We start from the raw sequence: 13,916 nt of genomic DNA on the forward strand, positions 1-13,916 counted from the left end.
ATGAAACCCTGTTATTGACAACATCCTATTTTATCATATTTTCAGCTAAATCACAAAATGGTTCTAACTACAATTCTTCCTCTATCTATGCTATACTATGATACAACTCAAACAGAAAGAGGTCATCTATGTTTACAAAGAAAAATATTCTTACTCATCTCTTTTTCCTCATTATAGCAGTCGGACTAAAACGGTACGGTGTCACAGCACCTGACTTGACATGGAATATGTTCTTGGCATTGGTAGCACTTGATTTTGCAATCCTTACCAATCATACAAAGTACCATATCCTCAAAGTGATAGCAGGTCTCCTCTGGCTCTTTTTCTACCCCAATACTTTTTACATGGTGACAGACATCGTCCATATGCACTTTGCCAACACAGTACTATGGCAACGAGAAAGCATGATTCTATTTATGCTTTATGTCCCAAGTATTTTCTTTGGGGTCATGGCTGGCGTTGAAAGTGTACGACTTATTTTCTCTGCTTTTTCTATCAAATCCTACTGGCTAAAACTGTTTATGATTAGTGGTCTTTCCCTACTATCCAGCTTTGCCATTCATATCGGACGATATGCAAGACTGAATTCATGGGACATCTTTACCAGACCAACTGTCGTTATTGATGAAATGCTTGCTGTTATTTCGTGGGATGCCCTCCCCTTTATCCTCGGCTTCACCTTTATCCAAATTATGGTTCTTGTCTTTTCAATAAATGAATAAGATTTTTATCTCATAGCCATTATCTTCAAGCATCTTCCCACACTCAAGGACTATCGTTCCTTTTGGGAAGATTTTTCAAGGACATAAACAAACTTTTTTGATAAATTTATATCTTCTCCGTTTCTCTCCATTACATTTTTATCCAAAGTGTATGAGGCAAAAATCGTTAACCTATTGTAAGCAAAATTTCTTAAATTTCCTTTATATAAAATATTCAGAATTTACTGTAAATTTTACATAAAATCATAGATATTGATTTTAAATTCTTAAAAATAATGGTATAATTGAGGAATCTATAAATGAAAGAGGGAGATCTATTGTTTACACCAATCAGCGAAAAAATTGACATCAATCAAGTCCGAGAGCACTCTAAACTTTCTCCTGAAACACTTGCTAAAAAACAAGCTCGTGACCGTGAACTTGAAGCCATCTTAAAAGGAGAAGATGATCGTCTTCTCCTAGTGATTGGACCATGTTCATCTGACAATGAAGAGGCTGTCTTAGATTATGCTCACCGCTTGGCCAAGCTCCAAGAAGAAGTCAAAGATAAAATTTTCATGGTCATGCGCGTCTATACTGCCAAGCCACGTACCAATGGTGATGGTTATAAAGGACTCATACACCAACCAGATACAGATGCTGCACCAAGCCTCATCAACGGAATCAAAGCAGTTCGTAACCTCCACTATCGTGTCATTACGGAAACAGGTTTAACTACTGCTGACGAGATGCTCTATCCTGAAAATCTGCCTTTGGTTGATGACTTGGTTTCCTACATCGCTATCGGAGCTCGTTCGGTTGAAAATCAGCAGCACCGCTTTGTAGCGTCAGGCATCGATGTTCCAACAGGCTTGAAAAATCCAACATCTGGTAACCTCAAAGTCATGTTCAACGGTCTTTTTGCTGCTCAGAAGAAGCAATCCTTCCTCTTCAACAATACTGAAGTTGAAACATCTGGCAATCCACTTGCTCACGTTATTCTTCGTGGCGCAGTCAATGAAAATGGTAAATACCTACCAAACTATTACTATGACAATCTTCTAGAAACCATTGAGCTCTATGACCAATTTGGCTTGAAAAATCCATTTATTATTATCGATACCAACCATGACAATTCTGGGAAAAATTATTTGGAACAAATCCGTATCGTCCGTCAAACCTTAATCAACCGTGACTGGAACGAATCCATTCGTAACTACGTTCGCGGATTTATGATTGAATCCTACATTGAAGACGGTCGCCAAGACAATCCAGATGTCTATGGAAAATCCATCACAGACCCTTGCTTAGGCTGGAAAAAAACACAAGAACTCATCCGAGAAATTTACAACAGATAGGAAGATATTATGGGAATTCACAAACGTAGCACCAGTTTAGACATCGATAAAGTAAAGGAACTTTCCAAGTTAGAAGGAGAATTTCTAGCTGCAAAAAATCAGCGCGATGAAGAACTGAAAAGAATTATCCAAGGCGAAGATGACCGTTTGCTCTTGGTTATCGGCCCTTGCTCTTCAGATAATGAAGAGGCCGTTTTGGAATACGCACGTCGTCTCTCCAAACTTCAAGAGGAAGTCAAAGATAAAATCTTCATGGTCATGCGGGTTTACACAGCTAAGCCACGTACCAATGGGGAAGGCTATAAAGGACTGGTTCATCAGCCAGATACTTCTAAATTACCAGACCTCATTAACGGAATTGCAGCCGTTCGTAATTTGCATTACCGTGTCATTACTGAGACCGGACTCACAACTGCTGATGAAATGCTCTACTCTGCCAACTACCCTCTTGTGGAAGACTTGGTGTCCTACCATGCTATCGGAGCACGTTCGGTTGAAGACCAAGAACACAGATTTGTTGCATCAGGTGTCGATATGCCAACTGGTATGAAAAACCCAACTTCTGGTAATTTGACCGTTATGTTCAATGCTATCTACGCCGCACAAAACAAACAGAACTTTATTTACCGCGATGCAGAAGTTGATACAGATGGCAACCCTCTAGCTCATGCTATCCTTCGTGGTGCCAATACTGAAAAGGGCGGTTATGAGCCAAACTACTACTATGATATTCTCTTGAAAACCATCAAACAGTATGAACAATTTGGTCTTAAAAATCCATTTATCGTAATTGATACCAACCACGACAATTCTGGTAAAAATTACCTGGAACAAATCCGTATCGTCCGTCAAACCCTCATCAACCGTGATTGGAATGAAGCCATTCGCAAATATGTTCGTGGTTTCATGATTGAATCCTACTTAGAAGACGGCCGTCAAGATAGCCCTGAGGTATTCGGCAAATCCATTACCGATCCTTGCTTAGGTTGGGAAAAAACGGAAGCTCTAATTCGTGAAATCCATCAAACTGTCTAATTCTTTCCTTAATTTTTTGTACGATAAATAATTTGGAGGTAAGCTATGAACATTGATGGTTACACTCGTCTTGCTGCCGTTGTTGCAAAGCCAATCAAACACTCCATTTCCCCCTTCATTCATAATCTGGCTTTTAAGGAAACAGGTGTAAACGGTGTCTATGTCGCTTTGGAAATTCCAGAAGAGGATTTGGCTGCTACTCTTGAAAATATCAAACGCTACGATATGTTTGGCATCAATCTTTCCATGCCCTATAAACAAGCTGTCATTCCTTATCTAGATGATTTAACAGCCTCTGCACGCCTGATTGGCGCTGTCAATACTGTCATTCATCAGAACGGCTTACTAATCGGTCATAATACCGATGGCATTGGATTCTTCAAAAGTTTAGAAAAACTAAGAGGATTCCAAGTACGCAACAAGCGACTGACCATTCTAGGTGGTGGTGGTGCTTCTACTGCTATCATAGCTCAGGCTGCATTGGATGGTGCAAAGGAAATTACCGTTTTCTGCCGTCAACAAAGCTTGGAAAGAACACAGGTAAGTCTTACACCTATTGCTCAAGCAACTGGAGTTCCTATGCAGGTCCTAGCGCTCGAAGATAGCCAATTACTACAGGAACATATTACCAACTCCGACTTACTAGTCAACGGAACCAGTGTAGGCATGGATGGGGATTCTCAACCTGTTCCTTCTACCATTCGCTTTCCTGAAAATCTTTTGGTTGCGGATGTGATCTATCAACCATTCGAAACACCTTTATTAAAACTAGCCCAGTCTCAAGGCAATCCAACTATCAATGGTTTGGGCATGCTTCTCTTCCAAGCAGCTGAAGCCTTCCAAACCTGGACTGGAAAAGAAATGCCGACTGACTTGATTTGGGACCAATTAGTCCAGAAATACGACATCAAATAGAGAGGAAATCTGATGAAACTGACCGTCAATCTTCCCCACAATCCCTACGACATCCTTATCCAAAGAGGAAGTTTAGCACAGACAGGTGCATGGGTCAAAGAACTTTGGAAACCTCAGAAAATCGCCATTATTACAGATGACCACGTTGGCTCACTCTACCGTGAAACAGTCCAGTCAAGCTTAGAACAAGCTGGTTTTGAAACCATTGCTTTTGAATTTCCAGAAGGTGAAGCCTCAAAAAATCTTGATACCGTCAACCAGGCCTACGAATTTCTCGTAAAAAATGGTATGACACGAAGTGATGGAATCATTGCTCTCGGCGGAGGAGTCGTTGGCGATTTGGCAGGTTTTGTCGCTTCTACCTATATGCGTGGTATCCATTTCCTACAAATCCCAACCAGCCTAACTGCCCAAGTTGATTCTTCTATCGGGGGAAAAACTGGCGTGAATACCCCATTTGCCAAAAATATGGTGGGCACTTTCTGCCAGCCAGACGGCGTACTCATTGACCCTGATACCCTAAAAACACTCGGCAAACGTGAATTGATTGAAGGAATGGGCGAGGTTGTCAAATATGGCTTAATAGATGATGTGGAGCTCTGGGAAACCCTAGACCAATTAGACGGCTCTGTCGAGAGCATTCTGGAGCATGCTGACTATATCATCTACCACTCCTGTGAAGTCAAACGCAAGGTTGTTGTCGAAGATGAATTAGACAACGGTGTCAGACTCTTCCTCAACTTTGGCCACACCATTGGACATGCTATCGAAGCTACCGCTGGCTACGGCCAAGTCATGCACGGTGAAGCTGTTGCCATCGGTATGGTTCAGATTGCACGTGTAGCTGAGAAAAAAGGACTCATGCCAGCTGGTATCACTGAAAAAATAATCGCCATGTGCGAAAAATTCGGCTTGCCGACTACACACCAACCTTGGAATGTAGATGAATTATACGCCGCCCTAACTCACGATAAAAAAGCACGTGGCAAGACCATCAAACTCGTCATCGTCCCTCAATTGGGACAGGCAGCCATCCATCAAATTCCAATGGAAGAAATGCTAGAATTTCTACAAGTATAGTCTCTTAGTTTACTTTTAGTACTCGCTCCAACTATCTGGTAGATAGTTGGAGGTTGGAAATAGAGCGAACAAGGTTCGCATCAACCGTCGCAGGCATAACTCAATGCTTTCTTGTTTCTAGGTGACCAGCTGATGTACTTCGCTTTTTTGTTTTCAGGCTCAGGTACGAATAGTCCACTGGACTATTCGTATCCCCCAGATTGCTTGCACAGTTAATGGACTGTGCAAGGTGGGAGATAAAAGAGCGAAGCAAGTCGCTCTTGCAAAATCAGGCAAGGCAAGTTCAAACAATCCAGTAGAGTGTTTGAAGTTGGAAATAAGGAAACGGAGTTTCCTCTTACGTCGAAGTAATAAAAGTCAACTAATACTCAATGAAAATCAAAAACAGACTAGGCGACGCAGATGCAGATAGAACTAAAGTTCATCAAATCAAGTCAACAACGTCTGATTTTGATTTTCGAAGAGTATAAATGACGATATAAGAAAAAAGACTACTGACTTGCATGAAATCAGTAGTCTTATTTTTTTTATAAAATCATCTCATCGTCAGTTAGCTTTTCACCACTGTTTTTGTAGAAAAGGTCCATCAAGTTTTGAACGGTCAAGTTCTTCTTCTCTTCTCCTTCTACATCAACAACAATCTGACCACGGTGCAACATGACCAAACGATTACCATATTCAATGGCGTTTTCCATATTATGCGTAATCATCAGAGCTGTCAACTGGTGACTCTCGACAATCTTCTTAGTCAATTCCATGACCATATCGCTAGTTTTGGGATCAAGGGCTGCAGTGTGTTCGTCCAAGAGCAGAACTTTTGGTTTGACAAGCGAAGCCATCATCAATGTCAAGGCCTGACGTTGACCACCTGAAAGAAATTGCGTATCCACTTTCATACGCTCTTCCAAGCCCAAACCAAGTTCTTTTAAAGCTTCTTTGAAGATTGCACGTTCGCTGTCTTTCACACCCCAACCAAGACCACGTGACAATCCACGACGATAGGCAATAGCCATATTTTCTTCAATGGTCAAGCGGGAAGCTGTTCCCATCTTAGGATCTTGGAAGACACGGCTGATGTCCTTAGAACGTTTGGCAGCTGAGACATGCTTAATGGATTTACCTTCAAGCAAAATATCGCCCGAATCAACCGTCAAGGCACCTGCAAGTGAGTTCATGAAAGTTGATTTACCAGCACCATTACCACCGATAATGGAGATAAAATCACCCTCTTTTACATCTAAGTTCAACCCACGAAGGACATGGTTCTCATTAACTGTTCCAGCTTCGAAGGTTTTATGAATATTTTGAATTGATAAAATTGTAGACATGACTTCCTCCTAAGCATTTCCATTCAATTTTGGACGACGAATATTCAATTTCTTCTGCAATTCTGGCACATAGAGAACGGTTGCCAGAAGGATAGCTGAGAAGAGTTTAACAAGGTCTGCATCCATACCTGGAATTTCCAAAATCGCTAAGATAATCAAACGGTAAACAACTGCACCGAGAACAACCGATAGGAGTCTCCAACCCAGGCGTAAGTTACGCAAGATAACTTCTGCAATAATGACAGATGCTAGACCGATAACAATGGTACCAGTACCTGAATTGAGATCTGCATAGCCATTATTCTGAGTAAGAAGAGCACCACAAAGGGCAATTAGACCATTCGACAACATATAGCCGTAGATTTTCATATTGTCTACATTGATACCATTGGCCTCACTCATTGGAATGTTATCCCCTGTTGAACGAATAGCTAGACCAATTTGTGTATTGAGCAAGAGCGTCAATAGGCCTACAACTGCTAGTACAAAGACCAGACCAATGACCAAAACAGCATTTGTTTTTGTCAAACCGAAATCCTGCAATTGGGTCACCAGTGTTTCTTGTTTGAGCAGGGCTACGTTGGCTTTGCCTAAGATTTTCAAGTTGATAGAGTAGAGACCTGTCAAGGTTACAATACCGGTCAAAAGGGCTGGAATTTTTAGTTTTGTATGAAGTAAACCAGAAATCAAGCCTGCACCCATACCAGCTACCATAGCCATAAAGGTTGCCAGTAAGGGATTCACTCCGTTCACAATCCCTGTCGCACAAACAGCAGCTCCAAGCGGATAAGACCCCTCAGCTGTCATATCAGCAATATCTAAAATACGAAACGTCAAGTAAACACCAATCGCCATAACTGACCAAAGCAAGCCTTGCGAGATACTTGATAAAATAATATCCACGATTTTCTCCTTTTTCTAAATTCGTAGTCAATACTAGGTTCTATCTTACCGATCTTATTCAGATACAGCAAGCTTAGAAGTATCGATACCTAATTTCTTAGCCATTTCTTCATTAACGTGAAGACTGACAGTCTCCGGGTATTCTACCGCTGTTTCTGACACATTGGCTCCTTCGATAATCTTAATAGCCATTTTTGCAGTTTGACGACCTAAAGCTTCATAGTTGGTACCGTAAGTCAAAAGACCTCCTTCATCCACCATGTCCGTTGAACCACCAATTACTGGAACCTTATGCTCCACAGATAATTCACCGATCATGGTCATGGTTGAAGCGACAGTATTGTCTGTTGGAATAAAGAGAGCATCTACATCCTTCATCAAGCTAGTTGTCGCATCTTGGACTTCATTTGAAGATGTGATTCCTTTTACTACTACCTTATAACCTGCTTTTTCTAGCAATTCCTTAGCTTGCTCTACCTGGACTTCTGAATTCCGTTCGCTAGTAGTGTACAAAATACCGACTGTCTTAGCATCTGGAACAGCTTGACCTAGCAATTCAACTTGTTTGTCAATTGGAGCTTGGTCAGATGTACCTGTCAAAAGTCCACCTGGTTTTTCACTGGATTCTACCAAGTCAGCTGACAAGGGATCTGTAACCGCAGTAAAGACAATCGGCGTTTCAGTAGACACAGTCGCTAAACTCTGGGCAGACGGCGTAGCGATTGCCAAGACAATATCATTTCCATCGATTAATTGTTCTGAAATGGTTTGAAGGTTAGCTTGATCGCCTTGGGCATTTTGATAATCCAAAACCAATTTTTCACCCTCTTTATAACCATTTGCTTCTAATTCCGCCACAAAACCCTCACGGGCAGCTGTCAATGATTCATGCTCCATATATTGGAGAACTCCAACTTTGACCACATCTGAGGAAGCTTGTTCTGATGATGAGGAACAAGCTGCAAGTGTTAGCAAACCCATACTTGCTACTGAAATAGTTGCCAATTTTTTTACTAGCTTATAATACATAAACGTTTCTTCTCCTAAATATATTACTCTTCTAATGCTTTTATAGTCGCTGCATCAATACCAACAGCTTTAGCCATTTCTTCATTGACGGTAATAGCTGCTGTATTTGGTTTTTCAACTGCTAAGTCAGCAGGCTTTTCCCCCTTCAAAATCTTAACAGCCAATTCACCAGCTTGAACACCGATAGCATGGTAGTCGACACCGTAGGTAAATAGAGCTGCGTCAATAACTGCCGCGTCACTTCCCATAGCTGGAACTTTTGCTTCTTTTAAAATATCACCGATTGTTGAAGCTGTAGAGGCAACTGTATTATCAGTTGGAAGATAGATAGCATCGACTTTTCCTGCAAGTGAAGTAATAGCTTGCTGAACATCGTTTGTCGTCGTAACTGTTGTCACTTCTACTTTTACACCTTTTGCTTCGAGTGCTTTTTTAGCCTGCTCAGCTTGAACTTCTGAGTTTACCTCGCTAGAATTGTAGAAAATACCGACAGTCTTCGCAGTTGGTACTACTTTGAGCAACATCTCGATTTGACCTTCCACATCAGTTGCATCAGTCGATCCCGTCATGGTCCCACCTGGTTTTTCCAATGATTCAACCAAACCTGCTTCAACTGGATCTGTGACAGCTGTGAATACACTTGATGTTTCACTATCTGCATTAAGCATGGCTTGGGCTGCCGGTGTTGCGATGGCAAAGTTAAGATCATTTTTTCCTGCCAATTTCTCAACCATTGTCTGTAAGTTTGCTTGATCACCTTGGGCATTTTGCAAATCAATCGTCAGATTTTCACCTTCCTTGTAGCCTGCTTCTTCGAGCGCCTCTACAAAGCCTTCACGAGCTGAGCTCAACGCTTCATGTTCAGCATATTGAATAATACCAACATTGAATGAACTTGAATCTGACGAATTGGAACTGCATGCAGCAAGCGTTACTACTGACAAAAGTGCTACTGAACTAAGTATACTTTTTTTAAATCCCATGATTATTCTCCTTTTATAAATATAATAGCAAACAAGAAAGGACCGCTTAGACTACACTCTAAACGGTCCTTATATTTCATCTGTATAGGAAAACAGAATGAATTATCCGTGCCATTTAGATGTATCATCTATGGGCACATGTCAAAATAGCTACAGCCACATAGATACAAACTTTACGTTCCCGTGTTTGCATCCATGTTTACCATGTCTACAAACACTATCTAAAATAGCCGTAGAAATATGTATGATTAGCTGAATGATTTTGACACATTTGTAACATCTCTGTTTCCCTTTCTCATTTATTTGTAACTATCATAACTGTTTTCAAATTATTTGTCAATAGTAAATTGCGCAAATTTTCAGATTTTTCAAGTTTTTTCGAATTTTTCTAAAAATAGCCCCCTATATTATTAGCTATAAAACGACCTGTCATCATGTTTATATAGCCTTTTAGTTTACTTCTAGTACTTGCTCCAACTATTTCACAAATAGTCAGAGGTTGGAAATAAGGGGAACAAGGTTTGCGTCAACAGCCGCAACTATAACTCAAGGCTTTGCTTGCACATGTTCAAGGTGAGAGATATAAGAGCGGATTACAAAATCAGGTCAACAACGACTGATTTTGATTTACGAAGAGTATAAATATCTATATTTGATGTCACAAAAAGTCTGAACCTAAGCCCAGACCCTACTAAAACAATTATTTTACTTCAACTTTTTCAGTCCAAGGACGCGCTGCAGTTGCTAGAACCTCGTTTAGTTCTTCTACGTTGCGGCGGCCTTGATCCGCCAACCAAGCTTTGGCTGCTTCTTCACCCTCGCTTGCAAAGATGGCTACTGCATCCTTCCAAGTCGCCCGACCACAAAGGACACCATTAAAGCTTGAACCAGCTTCTTTGGCAAAGACAAGGGTTTCTTGGAAGAGTTTGGCAGATACACCCGCACTCAAATAGATGAATGGCAAGTGGGTACTATCTGTTTGTTCCTTAAAGAAGGCCTTAGCTTCCTCAACTGTATAGACTGGCTCTTCATCTGTGTAGCCTTCTACAAAGTTCATATTGACAGGTACTTCAACCTTGAGCACGTCGGCATTATAACGTGACTTGCTAAATTCACGCATGGCACCATTGACCTTGTGTGGTTTGAGGGCTGCGTATTCACGAGAAGTCACATCCATATCGCTGGCATCGTAAGTCAAGATTTCGACGAAGTAAGGAATATCTTCTGCGATACACTCACTACCAATGCGTTCTACCCAAGCATGCTTAATGTCGTTGATTTCTGGCTTGTCATCTACATCATAGTAAAGCAAGATTTTTACGGCATCCGCCCCCAATTCTTTGATACGTTTGGCTGACCAATTTGGCAAAAGGTCTGGCAAACGACCTGGTGTGGACGCATCGTAACCTGTTTTTTCATAAGCTGCAATGAAACCGCAATCTGCATGGCGCAATTCTGAAGCCGGAACACCGTATTCCGCATCCAAGAGAATGGAGCTTGCATAAGGAGTCAAATCGCTTGAGATGACTTTCTTGAAGTCAATCAAAATGTCATCACCAAATCCACCACCACCTGCTGCAGCAGCAAGCAGGCGTTTCAATGCACCTCGTTGGTCAATCGCCAAGGCCGCAATCACCTGATCGCTGTTTGACAAGCGAGTCATGTGATTGAATTTAGCCTGAGAAAGTTGTAATTTTGTCATTAGTTTCCTCCTAAGGAATTTTATTAACCAAATCGTTTCACGCCATCTAGATAGGTCGCTTGTAAGCGTCCTGCATCATCTACGACGATAAAGTCTGCAGCTCGGCCTTCTGCAATCTGACCACAAATATGGTCAATATTGACAGAGCGAGCTGGTGCCAGAGAAGCCATACGAAGGGCATCAGGTAGGGACACCAAGCCCCATTTCACAACATTCTGCACTGCTTCAATCAATTCTAAGATAGAACCTGCCAAACTACCACTTTCTTTTAAACGAGCAGTTCCATCTTTTACAACAACTTCAAATTCACCGAGGCGGGACTCCCCTTCACCCATACCGCCAGCTCGCATACAGTCCGTAATCAAAACAGTTTCCTCAGCTCCACGTGCTTTGACCACGATTTCTGCCGCAGCTGGATGAACATGGTGTCCATCACAAATCATTTCCGCATAGACATTTTTTAAATTCAAAGCAGCACCGACCATACCTGGTTCACGGTGATGAAGCCCACTCATCCCATTGTAAACATGGACGAAGATATTGGCACCAGCTTCTACTGCCGCTTCCGCTTGCGCATAGGTCGCATCGCTGTGAGCCAAGGCAGTATGAATTGCCTTGCTGTTAGCAAACTCGATGAATTCTTTGACACCTTCACGTTCTGGAGCAATAGCAATTTTATTGACTAAACCTTTAGATAAGCTGTGCCAGTTATCCAACTTTTCAATGGATGGATCGCTCATGTACTTAGGATTTTGTGCTCCCTTGTATTTTTCTGTAAAGAAGGGACCTTCTAAGAAAATACCTTGAATCTTGGCGCCTGTTTCCTGCCCTGCATAAGTCCCAATCGTTTCACAAACTGCATCTAAATTTTCAGTCGTATCTGTTAAGGTCGTTGGAAGCCAAGAGGTCACCCCACAAGACAAGAGACCTTCTGAAATTACCTTGATCCCTTCAAAATCATTGTCCATAACATCGTGAGAAGCGTAGCCGTGGATATGTGTATCAACTAACCCTGGTGCTAAATGAAAGTCAGAATAATCAACAATCTCCCCTTCAGGCTTTTCAGTCACAATCCGTCCAAACTGCCCCTTGTCAGTAATTTCCAAATAGGCTGATTCGACCTCACTCTCTGGTAAAATAATAGATTTTGCTTTTATAAATACTGTCATATTATCTCCTTTATTGATATATATACTTATCAAACTGGTTATAACCATATACTAAATATATTGTAGAACTTCTATTAGAAAATGTCAAGTAATTACCATAACTTTATAAGAAATGGATGCTGTGAGAAGGTAGAAAAAAGAGTTCTTACTCCCCAAGTACCGTTTCTGAATCTGTACTTGGAGAAAAGAACTCTACGTAAGCAGCGTATACTAGGCGTCAATTCATGGCCTAACACCCTGCTCCTATCAAATATAAATATATTACAACAATTCGTTGAGAGGCTTGAAGATGATACGTTCCAAATCAGCTACATACGTTCCCAACTGTTGTTGCTTGCTGAAATATTCCGTCAAAAGTGGATTTCCCTGAACTTTCTTGTTGAAATCCAACATTTTCTTTTGGTCAGCTTCAGTAGGAATTTCACCAGCCTGCAATTTAGATTGGATTTCTTTTTGGAAAGAAATATAACTTTCCAATATTTCTTTGGCTTCTGAATTCCCCTCAACTGAGACCTTAACGGCTTCCACCGCCTTATATTCAGGAAGGTTACGGATTGCACGTTCCAATTCATTTGCGATATCATAGATATTTGTTGACATATTTTTCTCCTAATCTAAATGGATTTTGTAAGTCGTCTGCTCTCTTAAACGTTTCGCAGCGTCTTCCAAATTTCCTTTGTTTTTAAACGTGATTTGTAAAATACCGTGTATATCTTCACGGTTCTCTTCATTGATACGAATATTGACAATGGAAATACCCCGTAAGACTTCCAAAACCTTCAAAATCGTATCTTCCTCATCAGGAACACTAAGGAATAAATCGTAGAAAGAATCAACACCTGCACGCTTGTGAATTTCCATGGCTCTACGAGTTTGACGTCCTTTATCAAAAAAGTCCCAAATTGCTTTTTGATCGCCAGATCCGAGAACATCTGAAATTTCTGAGAGACGTGCTTGAAATTCCTCGATTCGATTTAGAATAGAATCTGCATTGGTTAGCAAAATGCTAGTCCACATGCTCGGCTCACTTTCCGCAATCCGTGTCATATCTCTAAATCCTCCAGCTGCAAAATTATTCGTAAAGGGATGATCTTGCGCAAACTCTCCAGCTTGATGCATCAAACTAGAAGCCAATACGTGTGGAAAATGTGAAATTTGACTGGTCACACGGTCATGTTCTGCTGCATCAATCTGAACAAAACGTGCCCCCGTTCCAGATAACAAGTCTGTCAATCGGGGAACCGCATCCTGCTTGGTAGCCTGACACGGTGTCATAATGTAGTAAGCATTCTCAAATAGATGGAGATCTGCTGCACTGGCACCAGATTTATGACTACCTGCCATAGGGTGTCCACCGATAAAATTAATTTGTCTTGGCGCCAAATGTTCCTCAGCAGCAGCCACAATTGCAGACTTCGTTGAACCTGCATCTGTAATCAAGACCGTATCCTTCAATTCAAGGGCACTCAATTCTTCAATCAAACGCAAAGAAACTTGAATTGGAACACAAAGAAGAATTACATCAGCCTGCTTTGCTACACTCTCCAATTCCGTTGATACCTCATCAACCATCCCCTTGCCCAAGGCAATTTGGCATGATTGTTCGTTAGGATCAAAGCCAATGAGGTGAGAGTCAGGATGGTCTTTGCGAATACAGAGCGCAAGTGAACTTCCAATCAACCCTAGACCTACAATTAAAATCGTTTTTTTCAT

Annotated in this window: 13 protein-coding genes; 5 read left to right on the forward strand and 8 right to left on the reverse strand. The window is 41.3% G+C overall.

Translation table 11 applies throughout. The features are described from left to right. Nucleotides 1-128: 128 nt before the first annotated feature. The 5 genes from ODU37_RS01140 to aroB all read left to right on the forward strand — a co-directional run bounded on the left by ODU37_RS01140 (nt 129) and on the right by aroB (nt 5,089). Nucleotides 129-722: a DUF1361 domain-containing protein gene (locus tag ODU37_RS01140; RefSeq protein ID WP_105153183.1), complete on the forward strand. Its 594-nt coding sequence runs from the start codon at nt 129-131 to the stop codon at nt 720-722. Between the two features lie 299 nt (nt 723-1,021). Continuing rightward, nucleotides 1,022-2,059 carry a 3-deoxy-7-phosphoheptulonate synthase gene (locus ODU37_RS01145; RefSeq protein WP_105153184.1) on the forward strand — a complete coding sequence of 346 codons (1,038 nt, stop codon included), beginning with the start codon at nt 1,022-1,024 and terminating at the stop codon, nt 2,057-2,059. A gap of 9 nt (nt 2,060-2,068) precedes the next feature. Then, nucleotides 2,069-3,094: a 3-deoxy-7-phosphoheptulonate synthase gene (locus ODU37_RS01150; RefSeq protein WP_249562227.1), complete on the forward strand. Its 1,026-nt coding sequence runs from the start codon at nt 2,069-2,071 to the stop codon at nt 3,092-3,094. Nucleotides 3,095-3,139: 45 nt separating this feature from the next. After that, nucleotides 3,140-4,009, forward strand: coding sequence for a shikimate dehydrogenase (locus ODU37_RS01155; protein ID WP_249562228.1), 870 nt, complete (start codon nt 3,140-3,142; stop codon nt 4,007-4,009). Between the two features lie 12 nt (nt 4,010-4,021). Then, entirely contained in the window at nt 4,022-5,089 is a 1,068-nt protein-coding gene (gene aroB, locus ODU37_RS01160; protein ID WP_053867111.1) for a 3-dehydroquinate synthase, read from the forward strand. A gap of 527 nt (nt 5,090-5,616) precedes the next feature. Here the strand turns inward: aroB and ODU37_RS01165 are convergent. The 8 genes from ODU37_RS01165 to ODU37_RS01200 form a co-directional block, all read right to left on the reverse strand. Continuing rightward, a complete protein-coding gene (locus ODU37_RS01165) occupies nt 5,617-6,417 on the reverse strand; it encodes an ABC transporter ATP-binding protein (RefSeq protein WP_044763604.1) in 801 nt (266 codons plus the stop codon). 9 nt (nt 6,418-6,426) lie between these two features. Then, nucleotides 6,427-7,320 carry an ABC transporter permease gene (locus ODU37_RS01170; RefSeq protein ID WP_002940642.1) on the reverse strand — a complete coding sequence of 298 codons (894 nt, stop codon included), beginning with the start codon at nt 7,318-7,320 and terminating at the stop codon, nt 6,427-6,429. Between the two features lie 54 nt (nt 7,321-7,374). Then, complete coding sequence (locus tag ODU37_RS01175; protein WP_249562229.1) at nt 7,375-8,349, reverse strand: ABC transporter substrate-binding protein; 975 nt, start codon at nt 8,347-8,349, stop codon at nt 7,375-7,377. 23 nt (nt 8,350-8,372) lie between these two features. After that, nucleotides 8,373-9,332: an ABC transporter substrate-binding protein gene (locus ODU37_RS01180; RefSeq protein ID WP_172041509.1), complete on the reverse strand. Its 960-nt coding sequence runs from the start codon at nt 9,330-9,332 to the stop codon at nt 8,373-8,375. A 700-nt stretch (nt 9,333-10,032) separates the two neighbouring features. Further along, nucleotides 10,033-11,034 (reverse strand): tagatose-bisphosphate aldolase, encoded by a 1,002-nt coding sequence (gene lacD / locus ODU37_RS01185; protein ID WP_172041508.1) that lies wholly within the window; start codon nt 11,032-11,034, stop codon nt 10,033-10,035. Between the two features lie 23 nt (nt 11,035-11,057). Continuing rightward, complete coding sequence (gene nagA, locus ODU37_RS01190; RefSeq protein ID WP_249562230.1) at nt 11,058-12,203, reverse strand: N-acetylglucosamine-6-phosphate deacetylase; 1,146 nt, start codon at nt 12,201-12,203, stop codon at nt 11,058-11,060. A 261-nt stretch (nt 12,204-12,464) separates the two neighbouring features. Continuing rightward, nucleotides 12,465-12,803, reverse strand: coding sequence for a YlbF/YmcA family competence regulator (locus ODU37_RS01195; RefSeq protein WP_002938966.1), 339 nt, complete (start codon nt 12,801-12,803; stop codon nt 12,465-12,467). A 9-nt stretch (nt 12,804-12,812) separates the two neighbouring features. Continuing rightward, nucleotides 12,813-13,916 (reverse strand): prephenate dehydrogenase, encoded by a 1,104-nt coding sequence (locus tag ODU37_RS01200; protein WP_249562231.1) that lies wholly within the window; start codon nt 13,914-13,916, stop codon nt 12,813-12,815.

Source organism: Streptococcus sp. 2021WUSS109, from assembly GCF_044427305.1.
Taxonomy (GTDB): domain Bacteria; phylum Bacillota; class Bacilli; order Lactobacillales; family Streptococcaceae; genus Streptococcus; species Streptococcus suis.

Bases quoted from the DNA above. Each gene is read 5' to 3' on its own strand.
- ODU37_RS01200 (WP_249562231.1), bottom strand. From the start codon at position 13,916: ATGAAAAAAACGATTTTAATTGTAGGTCTAGGGTTGATTGGAAGTTCA.
- ODU37_RS01195 (WP_002938966.1), bottom strand. From the start codon at position 12,803: ATGTCAACAAATATCTATGATATCGCAAATGAATTGGAACGTGCAATC.
- ODU37_RS01175 (WP_249562229.1), bottom strand. From the start codon at position 8,349: ATGTATTATAAGCTAGTAAAAAAATTGGCAACTATTTCAGTAGCAAGT.
- ODU37_RS01140 (WP_105153183.1), top strand. From the start codon at position 129: ATGTTTACAAAGAAAAATATTCTTACTCATCTCTTTTTCCTCATTATA.
- aroB (WP_053867111.1), top strand. From the start codon at position 4,022: ATGAAACTGACCGTCAATCTTCCCCACAATCCCTACGACATCCTTATC.
- ODU37_RS01150 (WP_249562227.1), top strand. From the start codon at position 2,069: ATGGGAATTCACAAACGTAGCACCAGTTTAGACATCGATAAAGTAAAG.
- ODU37_RS01155 (WP_249562228.1), top strand. From the start codon at position 3,140: ATGAACATTGATGGTTACACTCGTCTTGCTGCCGTTGTTGCAAAGCCA.
- ODU37_RS01165 (WP_044763604.1), bottom strand. From the start codon at position 6,417: ATGTCTACAATTTTATCAATTCAAAATATTCATAAAACCTTCGAAGCT.
- ODU37_RS01180 (WP_172041509.1), bottom strand. From the start codon at position 9,332: ATGGGATTTAAAAAAAGTATACTTAGTTCAGTAGCACTTTTGTCAGTA.
- ODU37_RS01145 (WP_105153184.1), top strand. From the start codon at position 1,022: ATGAAAGAGGGAGATCTATTGTTTACACCAATCAGCGAAAAAATTGAC.
- lacD (WP_172041508.1), bottom strand. From the start codon at position 11,034: ATGACAAAATTACAACTTTCTCAGGCTAAATTCAATCACATGACTCGC.
- nagA (WP_249562230.1), bottom strand. From the start codon at position 12,203: ATGACAGTATTTATAAAAGCAAAATCTATTATTTTACCAGAGAGTGAG.